This is a genomic window from Streptococcus halotolerans (assembly GCF_001598035.1).
In the GTDB taxonomy this organism is placed as follows: Bacteria; Bacillota; Bacilli; order Lactobacillales; family Streptococcaceae; genus Streptococcus; species Streptococcus halotolerans.
In genome coordinates, this window is sequence record NZ_CP014835.1 from 1,320,364 (window position 1) to 1,345,019 (window position 24,656).

Annotated in this window: 21 protein-coding genes; 3 read left to right on the forward strand and 18 right to left on the reverse strand. The window is 40.1% G+C overall.

The window, feature by feature from the left end; genetic code table 11:
* Positions 1-47 precede the first annotated feature (47 nt).
* The 10 genes from A2G56_RS05945 to A2G56_RS05990 all read right to left on the reverse strand — a co-directional run bounded on the left by A2G56_RS05945 (position 48) and on the right by A2G56_RS05990 (position 10,305).
* The gene (locus A2G56_RS05945; RefSeq protein WP_062712494.1) at positions 48-1,904 is read right to left on the reverse strand and encodes a proline--tRNA ligase; all 1,857 of its coding nucleotides are present in this window, start codon (positions 1,902-1,904) and stop codon (positions 48-50) included.
* A gap of 162 nt (positions 1,905-2,066) precedes the next feature.
* Positions 2,067-3,329 carry an RIP metalloprotease RseP gene (gene rseP / locus A2G56_RS05950; protein ID WP_062710328.1) on the reverse strand — a complete coding sequence of 421 codons (1,263 nt, stop codon included), beginning with the start codon at positions 3,327-3,329 and terminating at the stop codon, positions 2,067-2,069.
* A 20-nt stretch (positions 3,330-3,349) separates the two neighbouring features.
* Positions 3,350-4,144 (reverse strand): phosphatidate cytidylyltransferase, encoded by a 795-nt coding sequence (locus A2G56_RS05955; protein ID WP_062710331.1) that lies wholly within the window; start codon positions 4,142-4,144, stop codon positions 3,350-3,352.
* Between the two features lie 18 nt (positions 4,145-4,162).
* Positions 4,163-4,912, reverse strand: coding sequence for an isoprenyl transferase (locus A2G56_RS05960; protein ID WP_062710333.1), 750 nt, complete (start codon positions 4,910-4,912; stop codon positions 4,163-4,165).
* Between the two features lie 251 nt (positions 4,913-5,163).
* Positions 5,164-5,508: a preprotein translocase subunit YajC gene (gene yajC / locus A2G56_RS05965; RefSeq protein WP_062710337.1), complete on the reverse strand. Its 345-nt coding sequence runs from the start codon at positions 5,506-5,508 to the stop codon at positions 5,164-5,166.
* A gap of 100 nt (positions 5,509-5,608) precedes the next feature.
* Complete coding sequence (locus A2G56_RS05970) at positions 5,609-5,944, reverse strand: DUF6568 family protein (protein WP_062710340.1); 336 nt, start codon at positions 5,942-5,944, stop codon at positions 5,609-5,611.
* Between the two features lie 56 nt (positions 5,945-6,000).
* Positions 6,001-6,594 (reverse strand): nucleoside/nucleotide kinase family protein, encoded by a 594-nt coding sequence (locus A2G56_RS05975; RefSeq protein WP_062712497.1) that lies wholly within the window; start codon positions 6,592-6,594, stop codon positions 6,001-6,003.
* Positions 6,595-6,651: 57 nt separating this feature from the next.
* A complete protein-coding gene (gene galE / locus A2G56_RS05980) occupies positions 6,652-7,647 on the reverse strand; it encodes a UDP-glucose 4-epimerase GalE (RefSeq protein ID WP_062710343.1) in 996 nt (331 codons plus the stop codon).
* Between the two features lie 15 nt (positions 7,648-7,662).
* Positions 7,663-9,129: a UDP-glucose--hexose-1-phosphate uridylyltransferase gene (galT, locus tag A2G56_RS05985; protein WP_062710346.1), complete on the reverse strand. Its 1,467-nt coding sequence runs from the start codon at positions 9,127-9,129 to the stop codon at positions 7,663-7,665.
* 3 nt (positions 9,130-9,132) lie between these two features.
* Positions 9,133-10,305, reverse strand: coding sequence for a galactokinase (locus A2G56_RS05990; protein WP_062710349.1), 1,173 nt, complete (start codon positions 10,303-10,305; stop codon positions 9,133-9,135).
* Positions 10,306-10,444: 139 nt separating this feature from the next.
* Here A2G56_RS05990 and A2G56_RS05995 point away from each other — a divergent pair, with 139 nt between their 5' ends.
* Positions 10,445-11,443 carry a LacI family DNA-binding transcriptional regulator gene (locus A2G56_RS05995; protein ID WP_062710352.1) on the forward strand — a complete coding sequence of 333 codons (999 nt, stop codon included), beginning with the start codon at positions 10,445-10,447 and terminating at the stop codon, positions 11,441-11,443.
* A gap of 154 nt (positions 11,444-11,597) precedes the next feature.
* On the opposite strand, the gene dexB is transcribed toward A2G56_RS05995, so the two are convergent.
* The 3 genes from dexB to A2G56_RS06010 all read right to left on the reverse strand — a co-directional run bounded on the left by dexB (position 11,598) and on the right by A2G56_RS06010 (position 15,748).
* On the reverse strand, positions 11,598-13,208 hold the full coding sequence (gene dexB, locus A2G56_RS06000) for a glucan 1,6-alpha-glucosidase DexB (RefSeq protein WP_062710354.1): 1,611 nt from the start codon (positions 13,206-13,208) through the stop codon (positions 11,598-11,600).
* A 221-nt stretch (positions 13,209-13,429) separates the two neighbouring features.
* The gene (locus A2G56_RS06005; RefSeq protein WP_062710358.1) at positions 13,430-14,563 is read right to left on the reverse strand and encodes an ABC transporter ATP-binding protein; all 1,134 of its coding nucleotides are present in this window, start codon (positions 14,561-14,563) and stop codon (positions 13,430-13,432) included.
* Between the two features lie 342 nt (positions 14,564-14,905).
* On the reverse strand, positions 14,906-15,748 hold the full coding sequence (locus A2G56_RS06010) for a helix-turn-helix domain-containing protein (RefSeq protein WP_062710361.1): 843 nt from the start codon (positions 15,746-15,748) through the stop codon (positions 14,906-14,908).
* A gap of 166 nt (positions 15,749-15,914) precedes the next feature.
* Between A2G56_RS06010 and A2G56_RS06015 the strand changes: the two genes are divergently transcribed.
* The gene (locus A2G56_RS06015; RefSeq protein ID WP_062710363.1) at positions 15,915-16,961 is read left to right on the forward strand and encodes an aldose epimerase family protein; all 1,047 of its coding nucleotides are present in this window, start codon (positions 15,915-15,917) and stop codon (positions 16,959-16,961) included.
* Between the two features lie 36 nt (positions 16,962-16,997).
* On the opposite strand, the gene A2G56_RS06020 is transcribed toward A2G56_RS06015, so the two are convergent.
* The 5 genes from A2G56_RS06020 to A2G56_RS06040 form a co-directional block, all read right to left on the reverse strand.
* Positions 16,998-17,825, reverse strand: coding sequence for an energy-coupling factor transporter transmembrane component T family protein (locus A2G56_RS06020; protein ID WP_062710366.1), 828 nt, complete (start codon positions 17,823-17,825; stop codon positions 16,998-17,000).
* Between the two features lies 1 nt (position 17,826).
* On the reverse strand, positions 17,827-19,497 hold the full coding sequence (locus tag A2G56_RS06025) for an ABC transporter ATP-binding protein (protein WP_062710369.1): 1,671 nt from the start codon (positions 19,495-19,497) through the stop codon (positions 17,827-17,829).
* 80 nt (positions 19,498-19,577) lie between these two features.
* Positions 19,578-20,126, reverse strand: coding sequence for an ECF-type riboflavin transporter substrate-binding protein (locus A2G56_RS06030; protein ID WP_062710371.1), 549 nt, complete (start codon positions 20,124-20,126; stop codon positions 19,578-19,580).
* Between the two features lie 17 nt (positions 20,127-20,143).
* Complete coding sequence (locus A2G56_RS06035) at positions 20,144-20,989, reverse strand: SAM hydrolase/SAM-dependent halogenase family protein (RefSeq protein WP_062712500.1); 846 nt, start codon at positions 20,987-20,989, stop codon at positions 20,144-20,146.
* Between the two features lie 482 nt (positions 20,990-21,471).
* Entirely contained in the window at positions 21,472-23,808 is a 2,337-nt protein-coding gene (locus A2G56_RS06040) for a SpaA isopeptide-forming pilin-related protein (protein ID WP_172793787.1), read from the reverse strand.
* Positions 23,809-24,036: 228 nt separating this feature from the next.
* On the opposite strand from A2G56_RS06040, the gene A2G56_RS06045 reads away from it, so the two are divergent.
* The gene (locus tag A2G56_RS06045) at positions 24,037-24,588 is read left to right on the forward strand and encodes a TetR/AcrR family transcriptional regulator (RefSeq protein WP_157761201.1); all 552 of its coding nucleotides are present in this window, start codon (positions 24,037-24,039) and stop codon (positions 24,586-24,588) included.
* Positions 24,589-24,656: the final 68 nt, after the last annotated feature.

Genomic DNA, 24,656 nt, shown 5'->3' on the forward strand with positions numbered 1-24,656 from the left:
TTCATTATAACACAAAAGCCTTAGCAGGATTGCCAAGGCTTCTGATCTTAGTTTTCTTTTGTTAAAATTTCCAAGGTTTCAATCAAGTTATCTTGGTGAACTTCGATACTGTCACCAGTTGCTTTGATTTTAACTTCAACGATGCCGTCAGCAGCTTTCTTACCAACAGTCACACGGATTGGAAGACCAATTAAGTCACTGTCAGAGAATTTTGAACCAACACGTTCGTTACGGTCGTCCGTTAGCACATCATATCCTTTAGCCATCAAAATGCTTTCGATATTTTGTGTCAATTCATTAGCCAATTCATCTTTGGTATTCACCGTAATCAAGTGAACATCAAACGGCGCTAATTCTTTAGGGAAATTGATGCCCCAAGCAAAGCGGTAATCACCTTTTGGTGTTTTATTCACAAAGAGGCGGGCATGCTGCTCGATAACAGCTGACAAGATACGACTAACACCGATACCGTAACAGCCCATAACGATCGGTACTGCGCGACCATTCTCATCAAGAATATTGGCACCCATGCTGTCGGAATAGCGAGTTCCAAGTTTAAAAATATGTCCGATTTCAATACCACGCGCAAATTGTAGAGTGCCTTTACCGTCTGGAGAAACTTCACCTTCTTTGACTTCACGAATATCAACATACTCTGCTTTGAAGTCACGCTCAGCATTAACACCAGTCAAGTGGAAGCCATCTTGGTTAGCTCCAACAACAACGTTAGCGGTATTTTGAACCTTCAAATCAGCAATAATGCGGATATGTTCTGGAAGATTGACCGGTCCGAGCGAGCCAAATCCAGCTCCAAATATTGAACGAACCTCATCTTCAGAAGCAGCCTCAAGGAAATCAGCTCCCAGATAGTTTTTCAATTTAACATCATTGACTTGATCGTTACCAACAAGAAGAGCAACGACAAGTTCACCATCAGCATTAAATACAAGTGTTTTAAGTGTTTCTTCTTCATTGACGTCAAGGAATGCTGCCACATCATTAATTGTTTTACAATTTGGCGTTTCAACTTGAACAAGAGCATCCTGTGACAGTACTTTAGAACTTGGTCCAAACTCACTAGTTGCCATCTCAAGATTAGCGGCATAATCTGACTCTGTTGAGTAAGCAATGGTATCTTCACCAGAAACCAACCACGATGCCAACTCTTCTTTGATTTTTTCTAAAACATCTTCTGGAATATCTTGAATAGAGGGAATGGATTTATCCAAAATCACCCAACGGTCTAAATCTGTACGGTCAGGGGTTACAGCCATAAATTCTTGAGAGTCTTTTCCTCCCATCGCACCGCCATCTCCGATAATCCCTTTAAAATCAAGACCTGAACGTTTAAAGATAGCTTCATAAGCTTGACGGTAAGCTTCATAAGCGATATCCAGATCTTCGTAGTCCTTGTGAAAACTATAACCATCTTTCATGATAAATTCACGCGTACGAAGAAGGCCATTACGCGGACGTTTTTCATCACGGTATTTCGATTGAATTTGGTAAAGGTTTAGCGGTAATTGTTTATAAGATTTAACCGAATCGCGAACTAGATACGTAAGGGTTTCTTCATGGGTTGGGCCCAAGATAAAATCTGACTGATCGCGGTTTTTGAGTTTGTAGAGGTCCTCACCATAAGTGTCGTAACGACCAGACTCGCGCCAAAGATCAGCTGTCAAAAGAGCTGGGGCTAACATTTCAACGGCACCAATTTTTTCAAATTCTTGACGCATGATGGTCTTGAATTTTTCAATAACACGGTTAGCCAATGGTAAATAAGCGTAAATACCAGCAGAGACTTGGCGAACATAACCAGCACGTACCATAAGGGCATGACTGATAACTTGAGCATCACTAGGCATCTCGCGAAGTGTAGGAATAAGCATATTAGATTGTTTCATATTTAAAATATAATGCCCATAAATGTGCGATAAAGTAGGAATGTTGAGCTTTTGGACAACACTGTACAACTTATTTTTTTAGCACAAGCATTAGGGCGTGTTCTGTTTTGTCATAAAACCGAACACATTTCCTTTCTATTTTACATTAATCGTTTTGTCACCTTAGAAAAAGGCTCTTATGATATCGTTCCAGGTAACAGCAATCATCAAGACTACCATAATACCGACACCAGCTAACGTGACATAAGTTTCCACTTCTTGACTAAGTGGTTTGCGGCGGATTGCTTCAATGATATTGATGAAAATTTTCCCACCATCAAGGGCTGGAATGGGAACGAGATTAAATATACCCAAGTTGATTGATAACATAGCCATGAGATATAAAAGGTCAACCAGACCACTCTTAGCCGCTTGATTGGACATTTGATACATAGCAACAGGACCACCCAGCTTATTTAAGCTAAAGTCAGTTATCAAGTTTTTGAGGGCACGAACAATAAGGGTTGCGCCGTTCCAAGATTCTCGAAGTCCACCAACGATTTTATCCATAAATCCTGTTTTTAGGCCGGGCATGACACCAATCAAGTAGGTACCATTTGACTTTTTCGGACGGATTTGAAGTTGACGTTCTTGACCACCAGCTGTGGCTACCAAAACATCAATACTACCGCCTTTTTTCAAGTCGCGTGTATTCTTGTCGACTGCCTTTGTCAAATCTTCCCAATTAGAGACTTGCATTGATCCAATTCGCAAAATCCGGTCTCCATTTTGCACACCAGCCACCTGCATAGCGCCGCCATCAGAAACTCTGACTTGGTTACTATCAGGATTTGGAGTACCGCCTTGAACAAACATCATGATAATAAATACCAAGGCTCCTAAAATGAAATTATTCATTGGACCAGCGAAGTTGGTCATCATGCGTCCCCAAACAGTCGCATTTTGGTACTGGACATCAAGCGGGGCAATGCGAACCTCTGTCCCGTCTTCTTCGATGATTGTCGCATCGTGATCAACATCATAGGTTCTCGTTTCATCCAAGACAAGACCTGTGATAGTCAGTTTGTCTTCCAAATCGTAATCAGTAACATTCATAGGAAGACTTGTCTGCTCTAGATGCTTCTGGGATAGATTTATCCGTTTCACCAGACCGTCTTTAGTTAAGGTTAATGTAACAGGGGTACCTGTTTTAATCTCAGTTGTATCATCTCCCCATCCGGCCATTCTGACATATCCTCCAAGAGGAAGGGCACGAATAGTATAGGCCGTACCATCTTTACCAGTATGTGCAAAAATTTTTGGTCCCATACCGACTGCGAATTCACGAACTAAAATACCAGACTTTTTGGCAAAATAGAAGTGACCAAACTCATGGACGACCACTAAAATACCAAAAATAATAATAAAAGCTAATAATCCTTGCATAAGACTTGCTCCTTTTCAGTCTAGAATAGTCCAAATAAATGCATGATAGGAAAAACAAAAATCATGCTATCAAAGCGATCAAGAATGCCGCCGTGTCCAGGAATAAGTTTGCCAGAATCTTTAACTGCAAAGCGACGTTTGATGGCACTTTCCACCAAATCACCAAATTGTGCAAAAATACTAAAAATAGCCACTAAAATCAGCATGACCAAAAAATGATGTGGGGCATAAACATCTTTATCAAAAAGCATAAAGATCAAGGAAACCACCACTGCAGATAAAATACCGCCTAAACTGCCTTCAATGGTCTTATTGGGAGATACTTTGGGAAGTAATTTCCGTTGTCCGAATTGACGTCCAATTAAGTAAGCACCTGTATCAGTAGCCCAAACAATAAACAAGGCTAGGAACACTTTGTCCAAACCAGCCATTCGAGCATTAACAAGGTTTTGGAAACCAATCCCAACATACAAACTAGACAGCATAGGAAAGGCTGCATCGTCAAAAGCATAGGTATCACTTGAAATAACTGTTCCTGCTAAGACAAAGAACATAATCAAACCAAAAACAGTAAAGCTACCATCGACAGGTAAAAAGGTTAAGTAATTTTGCAAAGGGACGACTAACGAAAAGGCAGCTAGCATGGCCAGTACCCCCTCAAATGAAAAAACTTCTAGTCGTCTCATACGGAGAAGTTCCGAGACAGCAATCATGGCTAAAACACCAATAAATAGCTGAAAGGGTAAATCTCCGATCAACAAGAAGGGAACAAAGATTGCCAAGGCAATAGCTCCCCAAATCACACGTTGTTTCATTAAAAATTCCTTTCTGGATTACAGGCCACCAAATCGACGGTGTCTGCGGTTATAATCTGAAATAGCTTCTTTAAGGGCAGATTCATCAAAATCTGGCCACAGCTTATCTGTGAAGTAGAGCTCACTGTAAGCAATCTGCCAGGGAAGAAAATTACTAGTACGCAACTCTCCACTGGTACGGATTACCAAATCCGGATCACGATATAGATAAGGGAGTTGACTAGTCATCAAATGACCAGAAATAAGGTCTTCTGTAATATCTCCTGGATTCAAACGAGCATCTAAAACATCCTGAGCTAGCTCACGAACAGTTTCCACAATTTCTGCCCTACCACCATAATTCAGTGCAAAATTAAGCACTAGACCAGAGTTATGCCGCGTTTTTTCCAATGCCTTTTCAAGAGCTATCAGCGTTTCTTGAGGAAGTCGGCGACGCTCCCCAATCATTTGAATACGAACATTATTTTTGTGCAATTCCGGAACATATTTATCAAAGAATTCGACAGGAAGGTTCATGATAAAGGTCACTTCATCTTCTGGGCGTGACCAATTTTCTGTTGAGAAAGCATAAACGGTCAAAACTTTGACACCTAATTCAGAGGCAGCAATCGTCACTTTTTGCAGAGCATTCATCCCTGCCCTATGACCCATAACTCTTGGTTGGAGACGTTTTTTAGCCCAACGACCATTACCATCCATAATAATCCCAATATGTTTTGGAATGTTATCAAGAATCAATTCTGTATTTTTTCGTTTTAATCCAAACATCTGTCTTCCTTCATCAAAGCGTAATCATCTTATTTTACCATATTTTAAGCCTATTTAGCCATGTTTTGTATCATTCAGTCCCGATAACTCTTTAAGCTATCTAGTCATGTTAGGTTTATCTTCATCAAACTAAAAAAGTGACAAAAGATTAGTTTCTTAAAAACTACTTTTGTCACCATCTTTAGTCTATTAGTAAAATGATCAGCTGCTTTACGCTAACATTAGACTGGCTAATCATCAGCTCATAAGAATTAGCTTGGTTCGATGACTGAATCTTTTGTGATATCAGTCTTGACAGCTGGTTCATCAACGAGGCCAATTTCACCTGGAATATCTCCGCCTTTTGTCACCACGCGCTTAATAGCTGATAGTTCAAAAGTTAAATACACGCCATCAACATCAAGAACAATTTTTTGTTCCGCTTGATTAACTTCGTCAACGACACCATAAAGGCCACCAATGGTAACCACTTCGTCACCTTTAGCGAGGGCATTCATTTGATCCTGACGCTCTTTAGCTGCTTTTTTCTGTTGACGGGTGGTCAAATACATCATTCCCGCCATAACAACGACCATAATTAGTAATGTTGGTGACATTCTTATTCTCCTTCAAAGATAGATTCTCTACTATTATAGTAAAAAAAGAGCCAACAAACAAGGTCAGCTCTGCTATTTCTTTTAAAATCAGCCTAAAGTCTTAGCCGATAAAGTCAAGGATGTCTTCTTCAGAAAGTGAGGAATCGCAAACCACACGTACTTGACCTTTTTCAGCTACAAGGAGACCTGGGACAGTTTTAATACCATACTTATCGCGGAGGGCTTGGATGGATTCCATTTGTGAACTGTCTTCTGAATGAAGATAATGAACATTAAGGTTATTAGCCTTGACGACATTGGTCAATTTAGGTTCAAAACGCTGACAGTATGGGCAGGTTGGGCGACCAACAAAGAGAATGACTTTTTCTTGATTCTTGATAGCCTCTTCAGCTGCTACTGCTGAAATAGGGTTGAAAGCTGATGCAAATTCTGACATATTATATCCTCACTTTACGTTGTTTTCTTATATTTTACACCTAAAAAAGAAGAGATTCAATTATCTGAAACGTAGCTAGATATTATTCTGAGGCCCTCGTCGCCCACTTGCTCGACTGATTTTCCATTTGTATCTACTAGAACCGTATTAGCCTTTAATAAAAACCAATCTCTTTTTATTGGCAAGAGATTTTCAAGTTGAAAATCAAAAAATGAACGGCTTCTCGTTTTATCCAATGCCTTTCGACGTCGCAATTCTTCCGAACTAGCATCAAGAAATATCACCAGATCAGGCAGACAAGGTTCTAAGTCATTTAGTTTGTTTATCAGTTGCTGACTGAGTTGCCAATCTTTCCCACTTGCTTTAGGATAGGCTCGCGTATAAAAATCGATTTCTTCGGCACCGAAATCCATCAATACCAGTTTCTCATCTGCAATTTTCTCGTAACGTGCGATTTCATGATCAATCCACAAACCTTGTATGATTTGATAATCATCATCATTATCTTTATCCAAATGATGCTGTTTTATTTTGGTAATGACTTCTGTAACATCTTCATAGCTGATCGTCACACCTGGAAGTCTCTTTGTGATAGCCTTTAAAACACTGGTTTTTCCAACAGCCATTGATCCTTGTAAGGAAATAATCATCTCAAGCCTTTCTAACAAAATAGAGTAGACTAAGCTACTCCATTTTGACATCTGATGTTAGTCATCATAACCATGTGGGTGGTTTGAATGCCATGCCCACGCTGTTTCGATGATTTTCTCAATGTTATCAAATTGTGGTTGCCAACCAAGCACCTCACGCGCTTTGCTGGATTCTGCGATGAGACTATCAGGATCCCCTGGACGACGGTCTGCCATCTCAAGTGGGATTTCCTTGCCTGTCACACGACGAGCTGCTTCCACAATCTCTAGATTTGAAAATCCTGTTGATGACCCGAGGTTAAAAGCAGTAGATTCATTGCCTTCGCGGAGATACTTCACCGCTAAAAGGTGAGCATCAGCCAAGTCAAAGGGGTGAACATAGTCACGGACATTGGTACCGTCTTTGGTATCATAGTCTGATCCAAAAATAGAAATCTTCTCACGTTGCCCAAGAGCCACTTGAAGAACAATTGGCAAGAGATGGGTCTCTGGACGGTGATCCTCTCCGATAGAACCGTCTGGCTTGTCACCGGCTACATTGAAGTAGCGAAGTGGTACAAACTTGATGCCATAAGCTTGGTCTGCCCATTTCATGATGGTTTCCATCATGAGTTTGCTTTCACCGTATGGGTTAATAGGCCTTTGCGGTGTGGTTTCTTTGATTGGTAATTCTTCTGGAATACCGTAGGTAGCAGCTGTTGAAGAAAAGACGATGTATTTCACGCCACAGTCATTCATCACTTCTAAGAGTTTGACCATGCCAACCGTGTTGTTATCAAAGTATTTCAAAGGATCCGTCATCGATTCTGCCACTAGTGAAAAAGCGGCAAAGTGGATAACAGCATCAATTTCAGGATTTTCCTTAAAAACCTGACGCATAAAGTCTTGGTCTGCCAAATTACCTTCATAAAACGTAGCTTCTGGATGAACAGCTGCACGATGCCCTGTCACCAAATTATCGACCACAACAACTTTTTCATCTGTTGTTTCGACCAATCGATCGACCATGTGAGAGCCGATGTAGCCAGCTCCACCTAACACTAATACTCCCATAGTTTCCCTATCTTTCTAAACATTGACAATGCCAATACTTTCTACAAAACGCATAAAGTCTGCTGGATTTTTATAGACACCTGCATCTTCTAAAACGCGTGCAAAGGTTTGTCCCACTGCTTGATGGACAATTTCCGACACGTTTTCTAGACTGACGTCTGGGTGAGTCTCTTTCAATTGATCCGCCCATTCTTTATGATAGTCTGCTATTTCATTGTACTGGTTGAGAAGGTATTTTTCAACTTCTAAAAGTTCGTCTTTGAGTCGTGGTGGCAAAATAGCCAAGCCCATCACTTCGATCAATCCAATGTTTTCTTTTTTGATATGCTGGACGTCAGCATGAGGATGATAAACACCATCTGGATGCTCTGGTGACGTATGATTGTCACGCAAGACTAAATCCAACTGGAAACGGCCATGTTGACGACGAGCAATAGGAGTAATCGTGTGATGGGGGGTATCGCCTGTGTAGGCAACAATATCTGCCTGACTATCGCTATAATCACGCCAAGCTAACCGGATTTGCTCTGCCAAGGCCACTAAGTCTGCTTTGCTATCTGCGGTTAAACGTAACACAGACATGGGCCAATTCACAATACCAGCTTCAACCCTTTCAAACCCTTCAAAGGTGAAAGATTCGATGATTTCTGCCACTTCCATCGGAAAAACGTGACGCCCTGCCTGATAGTGATTATGTGTCAAGATAGAACCGCCGACAATAGGTAGATCTGCATTTGATCCAACAAAATACCCTGGTAGCCAATCGACAATATCCAACAATTGTTCAAAGGTTTTTTGACTAATGACCATAGGAACATGCTGCGTATTTAAAACGATGCTGTGCTCATTAAAGTAGGCATAAGGAGAGTACTGGAAGCCCCATTCTTCATCGCCTAAGGGTAAACGGATAATACGGTGATTGGCGCGTGCAGGATGGTCTAAACGTCCTTGATAACCTTCATTTTCCATGCAGAGTTGACATTGGGGATAGCTAGAATTCTTCATGAGCTTTGCCGCAGCGATAGCTTTGGGATCTTTCTCTGGCTTTGACAAATTGATGGTGATTTCTAAGTCACCGTATTTAGATGGCGTTTTAAAGGCAATATTTTTAGCAATAGCTGCTAACTTGATATAGTCATTTTTTTGAGAAAGGTCGTAAAAGTCAGCGATCGCTTTTTCGGGTGATTGCTCATAAGTCTTCCAGAAATATTCGTTGACCTTACTTGGAATAGGCGTGATAAAGTTCATCAATTCAGCACCCAAACAGTCTCTTTCTTCGATCAGGGCACCTACTTTACCGTTTGCCACAGCCAAGTCAAGCAAGTCTTCCTTCAAATCAATCAAGGTCTTTGACTGGCTGTCAGGATTTCCACTAGCCTCACCCACGAGGGCTAAAACGCGGTTAAAAAGATAAGAGGCGTCTTGTTCAGTATAGTCACTAAGTTCAATGACCTTAGTGACAAATGCATCAATAACTGTCATGATTTACTTTCTTTCTAGAACATGGGAGCCACCAGCAATCTCAGCGATGTAAAATTCAGGGGCGTAACCAACGATTTCGGTATAGGTTTTACCGACATTTTCTTTAAAGTCATCTACTTTGTCTTTGGCAACAATGGCAATGCCACAACCACCAAAACCTGCTCCTGTCATGCGTGCTCCTAAGACACCTTCTTGCTCCCAAGCTGTGTGTGCCAAAGTGTCTAATTCTAGGCCTGTCACCTGGTAGTCGTGTTCGAGTGAAACGTGTGAAGCGTTGATGAGTCGACCAAAACTTTCCAAATCACCTGATACTAAGGCTTTTTTGGCGCTAAGCGTGCGTTGGTTTTCAAGAACAGCGTGGCGGGCACGTTTAAGACGGTTTTCATCTTTGATGAGATAAGCATACTGGTCAAAGGTACCAGCATCCAATTCGCCTAGTGTTTTAATAGCTAACTTGTGATTTAACTCTTCAACTGCTCGCTCACATTCAGCACGGCGTTCGTTGTACTTAGAATCCGCTAATTCACGGCGTTTGTTGGTATTCATGATGACAATGACATTGTCTCCCAAATCAAGAGGTACCAAATCATATTCAAGCGTATTGGTATCAAGATAAATCGCTTGCTTATCTGCTCCCATGCCAATGGCAAACTGATCCATGATACCAGAATTAACACCGATAAAGTCGTTTTCTGTTTGTTTACCAATTTTTACCAAATCAAGACGATCTAAGTTCAAGCCAAAGAGTTCTTCCACGACAATCCCTGTCAACAGCTCCAAGGAGGCCGAAGAGGAAAGACCAGAACCATTCGGAATATTGCCCTTAACGTACAATTCAAAACCAGTATCAATAGTGTGACCAGCTTCTTGCAAGAATTTGATGACACCTTTAGGATAGTTAGTCCAATTATCCGCCTTATCAAAAACCAAGTGATCTAAATCGATGTCGATGATTCCTAACTCATCAAAATTAGCTGAATAAAAGCGTAAAGTCTTGTCGTCACGCTTACGAGCAGCTCCGTAGGTTCCTAAGGTGATAGCCGCTGGAAACACATGGCCTCCATTGTAGTCTGTGTGCTCGCCTATCAAGTTGATACGACCAGGTGAAAAGAAGGTCGCATCTGCTGTCGTCCCAAAAATGTCAGTAAAAGCTTGTTTTAATGCCTGTGATGTCATGAGAATGTCTCCTTTTATCATTTCTTGATTTTATTGTAAGCTGAGTTAGCTAGCTTGACAATATTTTTACTAAATTTTTACTAATATCATCCCTGATTTTGATAAAATAAAGATACAATAACTAACTTGGAGAATAAACATGGCAACTTTGAAGGATATTGCAGGCTTAGCTAAGGTGTCTCAAGCAACAGTGTCTCGTGTTTTAAATCAAGACCCCACGCTTTCTGTTGGGGAAAAAACGAGACACCGCATCTTAACGATAGCAGACGACTTGGGCTATCAAAAGCATTTAAAAACACTAAATGTACCAAAAGTGCGGCATAAGATTGCTATTATACAATGGTATACGGAGCAAGAAGAACTTAATGACCTCTATTATCACGCTATACGTCTAGGCATTGAGAAACGCTCGCAAGACTTACAGTATGATATTATTCGTTTTTTCAATCAAGAACCTGAAAAATTACCGGAAGAAACCATTGGAATAATTGCGATTGGTAAATTTAGTAGCTCACAAATCAAACGATTTGAAGCCTGCCATGATAATTTGGTCTTTGTCGATAGTGACACGCTCACAAAGGGCTATCATTGCGTCACTACTGATTTTGAAAATGCCGTAATTGCCGTGGTTGATCATTTTATGAGCAAGGGAGTGACTAAGATTGGCATGATTGCCGGCGAAGAAAAAACCAACGATGGACTAGAGAGTTTGATAGATCCACGCTTTCGCACTTTCCGTAATTACACTATTGAGCAAGGGATCTACGACGCCACTAGTATCTTTGTGGGGCAATTCTCGGCTGAATCCGGCTATCAACTAATGACACAGGCCATCCAAACACTTGATGAAGACTTGCCTACAGCCTTTTTCATCGCCAATGATACTCTAGCCATCGGAGCTTTACGAGCGCTACAAGAAAATAACTTTAAAGTTCCCAAAGATGTTCAATTGATTTCCTTTAATGACACAGCCATTACCAAACAGGTTTACCCAACCTTATCCAGCATTACGGTCTTTACGAACGAGATGGGGCAAACTGCTGTTGACGTTCTTAATCGCCAAGCCATCAACCCTCGCCCTATTGCTACGGTGACCAAATTAGGAACACATTTGACATTGAGAGAAAGTAGCCTTTGAGGCAGTATTTTCCAAAAATCAGATATAACAAAAAAGAACAAGCCAGCACTCTTTTACTCAGAACGCTGACTTATTCTTTTTTTATAGTATCGCTTTCGACCCCTCAATCGTTAGTGAAGGCAGCAAAAATCTCTTTTTGCTATCCTGTCATGATCTATTTCACCCTTACACAAAAGGCATCCCAAGCTTCTAGGGTCTGAGTATTAACCACCCGCTGTATATCAGTATTTGAGATAATAGTCTCTTGAACAGGACAGGTCAATTTGATAGCTTGTTCTTGACCTGATAGGTTCACTACTACCAGATAGGTTTCATCTTTCGTATAGCGTTTATAAGCAAACACTTGATCTTCTGTATCAAGCAATTCGAAATCAGCATCCACTAGCCACGCTGCTTCCTTGCGTAAGGCGACCAACGCTTGATAAGTATAAAAGATTGAGTCAGGATCTTCCAAAGCAGCTGCTACATTAATCGTTTGATAGTTTGGATTGACAGGTAACCAAGTCTTTTCGGTTTCTGAAAAACCAGCTTGTGCTGTCTTGTCCCACTGCATCGGCGTTCGAGCATTATCACGACCAATCACACGGATACTGTCCATGATTTGTGATAAGTCCCCACCATCTTCCAAGGCTTCTTTAGCATAGTTTAAAGACTCAATATCTTCCAATTGTTCTAGATTTTCAAAAGGATAGTTGGTCATGCCAATTTCTTCACCCTGATAGATATAAGGCGTTCCACGCATTAAATGTAGTAAAATCGCCAAAGCCTTAGCTGACTTCTCACGGTAAATTCCAGTATCACCCCAGATAGACAAAACGCGAGGCAAATCATGATTATTCCAAAAGAGAGAATTCCAACCTTGTCCTAATTCTAATTGGGTTTGCCACTTATTAAAGATACGCTTGAGCGCGGGTACATCTAGACCCTTGGCATAATCCCATTTTGGTCTATCAGGCTTATGTTGCAAACCAATGTGCTCAAACTGAAAGACCATGGACAATTCCTGATTATCTGGGTTGGAATACTGTTTGGCAATTTCAGGTGTAGCTCCCCATGTCTCTCCGACCGTCAATAAATCATGTTCCCCAAAGCTGGCTTGATTCATTTCCTTTAAGTAATCATGCAATTTCGGACCGTTTTCACGAATTTTCTGATCTGGAATTTTTCCAAGAAGATCAATAACATCCATCCTAAAACCGCCAATGCCCTTATCAATCCAGAAATTCATCATGTCATAGATTTTATGACGGAGTTCTTCATTTTCCCAGTTGAGATCAGGTTGCTTTTTACTAAAAAGGTGTAAATAATACTGACCTGACTCATCATCATATTCCCAGGCAGAACCTGAAAAAGCAGAGACTAAGTCATTAGGCTGATCACGCCAGATATAATAGTCTCTCTTGGGACTGGCTGCGTTGTCACGCGCTTCAATAAACCAAGCATGCTCGTCAGACGTATGATTGACCACCAAATCCATCACAATCTTAATCCCGCGCTGGTTAGCTTGATTAAGAAGCTCTTCCATATCACTCATGTCACCGAAGATATCTGCAATAGCTTCATAATCAGAAATATCATATCCATTATCATCCATAGGACTTTGATAAACCGGTGACAGCCAAATAGCCGTGATGCCAAGCTTTTCAAGGTAATCAAGTTTTGAAATAATTCCTTGAAGGTCACCAATCCCATCTCCATTAGAATCCATGAAAGATTTAGGGTAAATTTGATAAATTGTAGCTGAATGCCACCAATGTTTTTGCATAAAAAAGCCTTTCTTATTCTCAAAGACAAGCAAAATGAGACTAGGCTACGATCTACTGACAGTGCTGACGTACAGCAAGGCAAGATCCACGAGCTACCATTTTGATTGTCAAAGAGTATTATTTAAAAAATCAGATTATTAGATCACTAAGATAGCAAAATCCTCAGTGATCAGCACTGAAGATTCTGTTTTCTTAAGAGTTGCTCTATTCATTAACCAAATTAACGAATGGCTTTCTCTGTTTCGATATCAAAGAAATGCCCTTTGGCAACGTTAAAGGTTAGGCTAACTTGTTCGCCTGGATTGTGGAAATCACGCGCATCAACTCGAGAAGCAAATTCGGTTTGACCTAGCTTCACATAAAGCATCGTTTCGGAACCTAGTAACTCTGACACCAAGACTTCAGCATTGACTTGAGCATTTGGATAGGTATCTTTGACTAGAAGGTCTCCTGAAATGTCTTCTGGACGAATACCGAAAATGACTTTTTTACCTTTATAGCCTTTAGCTTCTAACAGTTTTTCTTGTCCCTCTGGAATAGCAATGTTGAGTCCGTCATCACTGACAATAAAGCCATCTTTAACCGATACTTCAAAGAAGTTCATAGCTGGGCTACCGATAAAGCCTGCGACAAATTTGTTAGCAGGTGTATTGTAAAGTTCTTGAGGGGTACCAACTTGTTCAATTCTACCGATAGTACCGTTACCTTGAGGATTTTTGGTAGCACTCATAATAACGATACGGTCAGCAAGCGTCATCGCTTCCGTTTGGTCATGGGTAACATAGATCGTTGTTGATCCAATACGTTGGTGGATTTTAGCAATTTCAGCACGCATTGACACGCGAAGTTTGGCATCCAAGTTTGACAACGGTTCATCCATGAGGAAAACTTTAGCATCACGAACGATAGCACGTCCCATTGCCACACGTTGACGCTGACCACCAGACAAATCAGCAGGCTTGCGATCTAGGAATTCTGTCAAACCAAGAATTTGAGCTGCTTCTTTAACACGTGCATCGATGTCGGCTTTTTTGTATTTACGTAATTTAAGCCCAAAAGCCATATTATCATAAACACTCATGTGTGGGTAAAGGGCATAGTTTTGGAAAACCATCGCAATATCACGATCTTTAGGAGACTTGTCATTGACAACCTCACCGTCAATCTTGAATTCTCCTTCAGAAATATCTTCAAGCCCAGCAATCATACGAAGTGTCGTTGATTTTCCACATCCTGATGGACCAACAAAAACGATAAATTCTTTGTCCTTAATGTCCAAATTGAAGTCTTCAACCGCATAGTGTTCTGTATTTGGGTATTTTTTATGAATATGATTTAAATTTAATTCAACCATGTTTTCTCCTTTGACATCCTTCTAAACTTATAGTTAGACTATTTATTGGTGAGTTAAGTATAGCAAAGTTAGCGCTTTCACGGTATGGTCATACTCCCCAAAACGATTTGTGCAAGATGACCAAAAAGAAAAGAACTAGATAACATCTAATCCTTAATCAATAAAACAATTGACACGCTGCATTGATCCGAGCTAACAATAAAAAATCACAGCAAACAAGGCGATACCAATAGTGGTAGCATTGACATTCAGCGAATCAAGTCACCAAGTGCTGAATGTGATTTTTAAAGAAGATTAATAACCTTTCTGCGAGTTTTTCCTCAACTTGAAACTAGACCCAGCCTAGTTTTTTAGAATCAATAAATAAGCCAAGGCTAAATCATCTAGATCTTTAAGGTTCAGGCCGGTCACTTGGTGAAATTTGTCCAAGCGATATTGGAGAGAATTTCGATGAATAAAGAGTCGTTGGGCTGTTTGCACTAAATTACCGTGTTCTTGCCACATAGCAATAACCAAATCACGTCCATCTTTTAAACCATCCATAAGTGCTAGTAGCTTCTGGCTAAGCAAGGCAATATCTTTTTTCTTAGCCAAAGACCAGAGAAGAGCTTGCGCAAATGTTGTGGTCAACTGCGGAGCATTCTCATCATGATAGTCTTGAAAGATGGCATACTCCATACTCAGGATAACCTGTAAATCTTGCTCTGTAAATCCAGTCCAGGCATTTCCAATAAATGCCTTTAAAGAGAGCCCAAAATCACCTTCAATCGTTGGAAGGAGATCCTTGATGATATCTGAAGAATCATGTAAATCACTAGCATCCAGAACCAAAAGGGATTGATGAGCTGATAATTCCGTCACAAGTAGGCTATTTGAAAAAATATCTGTTAAGAGCCTTTTCAGTTCGGTAGACAGAGCTGAAGGATGATGCCAATAAATCAATTGCAAGTCTCTTTCAGCAATCGGCAAGGGAGATTCACCTTGCAAAAAAGACAGCCAACTGCTATCAGAGTTGGTCTTTTCTTCGCCTAAGGACAAGATCTGAATGAGAGCCTTTTCTCTCTCAGTCAAGTCAGCCTTAGGCAAATGAAGAAAGCCCTGATCTAGTGGTAAGACAAGAACATCCTGATGAGCAGCAGCCACATCAGACAACATCGCTCCAGGAAATAAATCACTAAGTTTCATAAAGCTCCCTTCATAATGACAAATGATATTAGTAAGATTATAGCATAGAAAACAAATTATAAGTATTGATGGCAAGAGGATTTTTCCGCCCTCTAATGTTAAGCGTTTTCAAAAGTGCATAAATTGTTTATACTAGTGGTATAAAGTTCACAGAAAGGAACCACAAATGCTACAAACACAAGAAATCGAAACTACTAAGGGCACTATCACCAACATCATTTTATCGAATAATCAAGAAACTTCTGTTGTTGTTTCCAATCTAGGAGCAACACTTCTCAATTTCAAAACGCAAGATAAAAACGGCAAACTGCAAGACATTGTTTTGGGGTTTGATACTATCGAAGAATACTTTAGTAATACCGACACCTACTTTGGAGCCAGTGTTGGCCGTATTGCCAATCGTACGGAAACAGCCAGTTTTTCACTCAATGGGGAAACTTTCCAAATTGATAAAAACGAAGGCGACAACAACCTTCACAGCGGACCTAATGGCTATCAAACACGTGTTTGGGAAGTCGAATCCTTAGATAAATCAATCAACCAAGTCACTTTCAAACTAGATAGTCCTGATGGTGATCAAGGTTATCCAGGACATTTAACCTTAAAAATCACCTACCAACTTACTGATGATAACCAGCTAAAAATAACTTATCAAGCAATATCTGATAAAGATACTCCATTAAGCCCGACTAACCACTCTTACTTCAACTTAAATGGCCATGCTTCTGGTAGTATCGAGAATCATCTTCTTCAATTAAATGCTAGTGCTTATACTCCAATTAAAGATTCGACCTCTATCCCTACGGGGCAGATTGTTAATGTCGAAGGCACACCTTTTGATTTTAGACATCCTAAAACTATCGGACAGGATATCAATCAAACCTTTGACCAATTACAATTTGCCAGCGGATATGACCATAATCTTCTTCTAGATGATCCAAATTTACAAACGGCTTTTGCAACCGCTGTTGGGGATAAAACTGGCATCAAACTGGAAGCCTTTACGAATTTACCAGGTGTCCAATTTTACTCAGGTAATTTTCTCAACAACCACCCTGGAAAAAATCAAGCAAGCTATGACAAACGTCACGGTTTCTGCCTTGAAACACAATTTTTCCCAAATGCTATTAATACCCCTAATTTCCCTTCCCCAGTTTTGAAAGCTAACGAGACTAACAGCTATCAAACAATCTATAAAGTCAGTATTGAGTAAAAAAGGTCCACTTGTAAAAATACAAGTGGACTTTTCTTAAAACGGATTATAAAATCTCCCTCCATTCGCATAGAACAAGGAGATAGCTATCACAACTATAATAACACTGATAATAATTAAGAGCGTATCTTTCTTGGTCCACGCTTTAGCTTGATACCAGGTCCTTTTACGATAGCGGCCAAAGCGACGCAATTCCATAGCAGTAGAGATGGTTTCAATGCGTTCTAGAGATGAAAAAATCAGTGGCGTTATCATTTGGATATTGCCTTTAATCCTAGACAACAACGAGGCTTTATTAGACAACTCCAACCCTCTTGCCTCTTGAGCTTTTCGAATAGTTCCAAAATCTTCTTGTAAATCCGGAATGTAACGCATCGTCAAGCTGACGGCATAAGCAAAACGATAAGGAAGTCCTAATTGGTTGAGACTGGAAGCAAACTGGCTAGGGTGTGTGGTGAGCAAAAAAATAACAGCTAAAGGAAGTGTTGATACATATTTGACAGCTACATTAAAGAGATAAAAAAGCTCTTCTAAAGTCACATCATAAGGTCCAGGACCATCTATTAGAAGTGTTTTAGAACGATACAAGTTGACTCCATACTGTGGCGCAAAAAGATAAATCATAATGACGTTTAAGAGAGCAAAGAAACCAACAAAAGCAAAAACGAAGGAAACCTCTTTCCACTGTATACCGGCTTTTTTAAACAAGGCAAGCGATGCGACACCTATAATGACTAGAAATCGAGTATCATAGCTAGTCATCACAGCCACTGAAACCAAGATAAAAAAAAGTAATTTACTGGTTCCAGACAACTGGTATAAAAAGCCTTGTCCTGGTTGATAACCTAGTAAGCGATTAGCCATGTCAGGCACCTCCTTTTAAGGATTGGTAGTAAGCAGTAACTGTCTCAGGATCCTGCCCGATTTTTTGAGCTAAGTCATAAAGAGAAGTCCTCTTGAGGTGGGCTTTTTCGATTAGGTCTTGATTAGATAAAATCACCTGCGGTTTGTCATCAGCAATAATAGTACGATCGCTCACAACCAAGCAGCGATCAGCATAGTCTAGCATCAACTGCATATCATGCGTAATCATGACAATGGTGTGACCAACTGCACTTAACTCTTTAAGAAATGACATAATTTCTTGATAAGTGCGTTGATCTTGACCTGCCGTGGGCTCATCTAAAATTAACATTTGAGGGTTTAAAACCAAAATAGCTGCAATAGTCACGCGTTTCTTCTGACCAAATGACAGGGCCGAAATCGGCCAATTGCGGTAAGGATAAAGTCCACAAACTGTCAAGACTTCCTCGACACGCTTGGTTATCTCAGCTTCTTTGAGTCCACGTAATCGAAGCCCCAATGCTACTTCATCCCAAATCATGGTTTGACTAATCATTTGATTAGGATTTTGTAAAACATAACCAATCCGCTCAGCTCTTTCTTTAATAGAATCACTAGTGATAGAATTCCCTTCATAAATCAAGTCACCTTTAATAGGCAGATAGGCACATAGCGCCTTGGCTAGCGTTGACTTTCCAGTACCATTCTTGCCAACCACAGCCAAAAGTTCCCCTTTTGAAACTGAAAAAGATAAGTCCTCTAAAATAGGATTTTCAGGGACATACCCAGTGCTTAACTGTTTCACTTCAAGTAATGCTGCTCCTTTTTGAGAGGATATTTCAGTTTGGACTACCGGCAGTTTCAATGGCGGTAAAGGCATTTGTTGTAAATCTGCTAAATTGTCATAAGCACTCACATCAAGCCCTAATGTTTTTAAAACCGTTAGATAGAGCGGTTCTCTAATGCCATTTTCGGCTAATAACCTACTAGCCAACAAGTCGGTAGGATTCCCATTATAAAGAATTTCCCCATTAGCCATCAACACAATACGGTCAATATCAATGGCCAAAACATCTTCCAACCGATGTTCAATGATAAGGGTTGTTGCACCAACTTCCTGATGCATACGATCAATTAACTGCATGGTTTCTTGACCTGCCTTGGGATCTAAGTTTGCCAATGGCTCATCAAACAGTAAAATAGGACTCTCATCTATCAGGACACCAGCTAAGCTAACCCTTTGCTTCTGACCGCCCGACAAATCCTGAGGGCGATGATGAATCAGATTTTTTAAGTCGAGACGCTCTGCCCAATCTGCGACTCGCTCGATCATCTCATTTTGAGAGACACCGTCATTTTCCAAAGCGAAAGCGACATCTTCTGCTACACTCAGTCCAATAAATTGGCCATCTGGATCCTGCAAAACAGTAGACACCAAAAAAGACCGGTCATAGATAGACAGTTTTTCAGCCTCTTGACCAGCAATTTTTAATGTTCCAGATATGCTTCCAGAATAGGTTCCAGGAATAATACCGTTTAAACATTGACCTAAGGTAGATTTTCCACTACCTGACGGTCCTAAAATTAGAACCTTTTCACCTTGCTCAATCGTCAAATCAATCCCTTTTAGGGTTGGCTCAGACTGAACATCATAGGTGAACGAAACATTTTTAAAACAAATAGCGTTTGTCATTTTTTGTTCTCTCATTAAAGCAAGTAAGGGAGTAGCCCAATAAGCATCTAGCCATTACTACATTACGTCTCTGCTGCGCTTTAATCTTTAGTCAAACTTCCCTTTTTAGTGCGTGTTTTGGCGTAGAGGGCCAATAACAGGCTGCCTCCGATACCAACTGTTAACAGATTAACGATTGCCGATAAAAGACCTTGCGCATAAACCTTACTTGATGGCTCGCTATATATCATCACATCAGCATAAGGTGCCAGAAGGCTCCAACCAAGGACATTAATCAGTACTTGTGTAACATTAAAAAGAAAGTAGTCTTTGGCCGTTACATAGCCCTTATTGATATCAATTTTGCGACTAATCAAACCAATGACCAAACCAACAAGCCCTGAAATCAACACCCAAGTCCACCATGGCGACCCATATTGAAGAGCATCCTTGAGAGCGTGCCCAAGAAAGCCTGAGAAAAAACCAACTGTCGGTCCATAAATCACAGCAAATAAAGCCAAAACAGCGTACTGCAACTGAATACTGGTATTAGGGATAGCGGTCGGAATATTAACCAAAATCCCAATAATGACAAAAAGTGCTGCGCCAATTCCTGTGGCAACGACAGTCTTAATAGAATTGTTTTTCATAATCTTAAAAAATCCTTTTATTTAATCTTTTTGATACTAATGCGCCAGCTTGAGCCAACACCAACATTGTAGGCTTTAGCAAAAGACCCTTGATTGATAGCTAGGCCAAGACGATAGAGTGAGTTAATATATAAAATAGGCTGTCCTAGACCCACATCAGCGAAAGACTTGCCGTAAGTAACTTGATTTTGATAAATCAAGAGGTCATGATGAGAAATGGTCACCTCGAAACGGTCACCGAAAACTGGTGACAAATACTGAAATTCCTCACGACTAATCGAAGTCCACAAGGAACCAAAGCGAACATCTAAGATATTAATGGCTCCTGAAATGTGCTCTTCTGACAGCTGCGTTTCTACTTCTGCCACTTCCAGAATCTTATCAACAGAGAGTTCTGGTCCAACTTCCTCAAAGGAAATATGCCCCGAAGCTAGCTTTGCGCCGGTATAGGCGTAGACATCCCGACCATGGAAGGTATAAGAATGCTCCGTATTTTGTCGACGATTAGCCACTTCAGAAATTTCCCGAACTGCCTTGATACCGATATGGCGCTTAATATGCGATAAGGTGCCATTATCAGGCGTAACAATGTATTGATTTTGTTCTGTCAAAGCAACGACACTCTTACGCGATGACCCAACACCTGGATCGACAACAGAGACAAACGTTGTCCCTTCAGGCCAGTATTCAATGGTCTGAAAGAGACGATAGCTAGCCTCAAAAATATTGTACGGTGTGATATCATGCGTTAAATGGTGAACACCAAGGCCAGGGTCTTCTTGCAAAATAACCCCAATCATAGCCGAAACAGCTCCATCGACCAAACCAAAATCTGACTGCAAAACCAAGAGTTTATTAGGCATCATTTCCCCCTCAAACATAGGACTTATCTTTTATCAAGATATTCATCTATTTTAACATGGCAAACCTTATTTAGCTATTTGGCAATTACTAGACGAGTATATAGTTTCAAACTATAATAACATCAAACGCATATCAGACAACTAAAGACTAAAAAGGCCAATGCTCTAAAAAAATAAATCAAGCTTGCTAAGAAGATCTCTAACATTTCTCCGCAGTGGACCCGCCCCGTTATAGCGTCTTTGAGTATCGAAAAAAATCTCATACTAACTTAAGGCACCTCTGATTTCATAGGATTAAAAAAGTAATGTTAAGGAGTCATTTACATTACAGCAGATTAGCCACGCCGAAACCAAAACTAGACTAGATAAATGTGAACCTCAAAATAGAAACAGAAAACAAGGTTATCTCCTTAAAGAGATAACCTTGTCGTCAAATCGTATGGGCACTAAATTGTTTTTCTAAGGGTCTACTGTAAAGAGGATTAGTCTTCTTTACGACGACGTGATGCTGCAAAACCTAGTGAAGCAAGTGCAATAGCTGAACCTGCTACAACTGCTGTTGATGATGATTTTTCACCAGTACTTGGCAATTGATCGTCATTCGCAGCTTTTGATGCTTCTGCTTTTTCAGAAGAAGCTGTTGCTTTAGCAGCTGATGCTTTTACTTCTGATTTATCAGCAGCTTTTTTAGCTCCTTTATCTGAAGCATTAGAACCATCTTTACCTTGTTCTTCTTTTTGAGTATCATCTGCTTTTGGTGCTTCTGGTTTTTCCTCTTTTGGTTGATCTTCACCTGGTTTGTCAGCTTTTTGGACTTTATCAACTGCAATAAAGTCTTCATGATGATCTGTATTAGCTAGATCAAACGCTGCTGTACGGTAGCTGTTTAATTCATAACCTTCTGGAACAGAAACTAGAGATGCTGTGAAGCCTTTACCTGGTTTAACATCTGTAAAGTTAGCGTTACCGAATTCATCTGTTGTTACTTGGCGAGTTGAACCATCTGCTGCTTTCAACTCAACAACTGCACCAACCACAGGGTTGAAGCCATTATCAACTACTTTGATTGTTGCTGAAGCATTACCAACTTCTTTGTCTTCTTTTGGTGCTTCTTTTTGAGTCTTATCAACAGTGATGAAGTCTTCGTGGTGATCTGTGTTAGCTAGGTCAAATGCTGCTGTACGGTAGCTGTTGTAATCATAGCCTTCTGGTACCATTGCCAAAGCAGCTGTGTAGCCTTTGCCTGGTTTAACATCTGTAAAGTTAGCGTTACCGAATTCATCTGTCTTCACTTGACGAGCTGAACCATCTGCTGCCAACAATTCAACAGTTGCGCCAACGACTGGTTTGAAGCCATTGTCAACTACTTTAACAGTTACTGAAGCATTACCAACTTCTTTATCTTCTTTTGGCGCTTCTTTTTGAGTCTTATCTGCTGTGATAAAGTCTTCGTGATGATCTGTATTTGCTAGATCAAACGCTGCTGTACGGTAGCTGTTGTATTCATAGCCTTCTGGTACCATTGCCAAAGCAGCTGTGTAACCTTTACCTGGTTTAACATCTGTAAAGTTAGCGTTACCAAATTCATCTGTCTTCACTTGACGAGCTGAACCATCTGCTGCCAACAATTCAACAGTTGCGCCAACGACTGGTTTGAAGCCATTGTCAACTACTTTAACAGTTACTGAAGCGTTACCAACTTCTTTGTCTTCTTTTGGTGCTTCTTTTTGAGCCTTATCTGCTGTGATGAAGTCTTCGTGATGATCTGTATTTGCTAGATCAAATGCTGCTGTACGGTAGCTGTTGTATTCATAGCCTTCTGGTACCATTGCCAAAGCAGCTGTGTAGCCTTTGCCTGGTTTAACGTCTGTAAAGTTAGCGTTACCGAATTCATCTGTCTTCACTTGACGAGCTGAACCATCTGCTGCTAACAATTCAACAGTTGCACCAACGACTGGTTTGAAGCCGTTATCTTTAACAGAAATTGTAACTGAAGCATTACCAACTTCTTTATCTGCTTTTGGTGCTTCTTTTTGAGTCTTATCTGCTGTGATAAAGTCTTCATGATGATCAGCGTTATTTAAGTCAAACGCTGCTGTACGGTAGCTGTTGTATTCATAGCCTTCTGGTACCATTGCCAAAGCAGCTGTGTAGCCTTTGCCTGGTTTAACGTCTGTAAAGTTAGCGTTACCGAATTCATCTGTCTTCACTTGACGAGCTGTACCATCTGCTGCCAACAATTCAACAGTTGCACCAGCTACTGGGTTTGAAGCATTGTCTTTAACAGCAATAGTTGCTGAAGCATTACCAACTTCTTTGTCTTCTTTTGGTGCTTCTTCTACTGGTTCACTAACTTTCTCAACTTTATTAACATTGATGAAATCTTCGTAGTGGTCAGTGTTTTTCAATGTAAAGTTTGGACGGAAGGCTGTTGCTTCATAACCTTCTGGTACAGCTGCAACGACTGCTGAATAGTTTCCTGGTTTTACATCTGTAAAGTTAGCATTACCAAACTCGTCAGTTGCAACTTGACGAGCTGTACCTTCTGCTGACAACAATTCAACAGTTGCGCCAGCTACTGGGTTTGAAGCATTATCTTTAACAGCAATAGTTGCTGAAGCACTACCGACAACGTCTTGAACAACTGGAGCTGTTTCTCCCGTTGGAGTTTGATCCGCAGATACTGCTTGAGTATTCATACCTAAAAAGGCAATACCTACTAAAACAGATGCTGTACCGACGCTAAGTTTCTTGATTGAATAGCGTTGTTGTGTTTGAGAACTATCATGTTTACCCTTATAAAACATATTTAATCCCATTCCTTTCTTTTGTAAAGCGAAATAATAGGTAACAGTTACCATCATAGCAACTATTACTAACAGCCATTATATATTATTTAAAAACTTTAATATTTACATTTTTTTGCATTTTGTCACCTTTGAAGACTTTTTTTCTTATATAATATTTCGAAAATCTAAAAATGTTCACAAACAAAGTAAATTTAGCTTTTTTCCAACCTTTGTGTGTGACATCGGGGTGAAATAAAAGTGACAAAAAGTAGTTATCAGCACCATAATCAGATAACCGAGCGACGAATTATTGAAGGATTTTCTAATCTTTTAAAGGAAACTAAAACCGTTGAAACAATCAGAGTGTCCGAAATCGCACTTGCCTCTGACATCAGTCGACAAACCTTTTATAAATATTATGAGTCGAAAGAGGATTTTATTGAACAATCTATCGCTATTATCCTCGATGATATCACCAAAATATTGACCAACGATCTTGAGTTCGGATATGATGTCATTGTTGAAATGTTGACCTATCTAAGGAACAATCGTGATATCATACTCCCTTTTATTCATTATTATCCTAATATCGACAACATCTTAACAAACTATATCAGAATAACCGTTATCAACTCAACGATTGATAATATTGAAGATAAACTAGAACAAGCTTATCAGCTTCCTGGTATTTATTCACTTGAAATCTATATTACTACGATTAAAATGATCATTACAACTTGGTTGATCAACGATGAGCAGACATCTCCAGAGAAAATTGCAACTTATATCCTCAAGTCTGTTAAGATTTAACGATGATATTCCTTGCCTGTAATGCATTAAACATAAAAAGAAACAAGCCCTGAAGGTATTTCTCACTT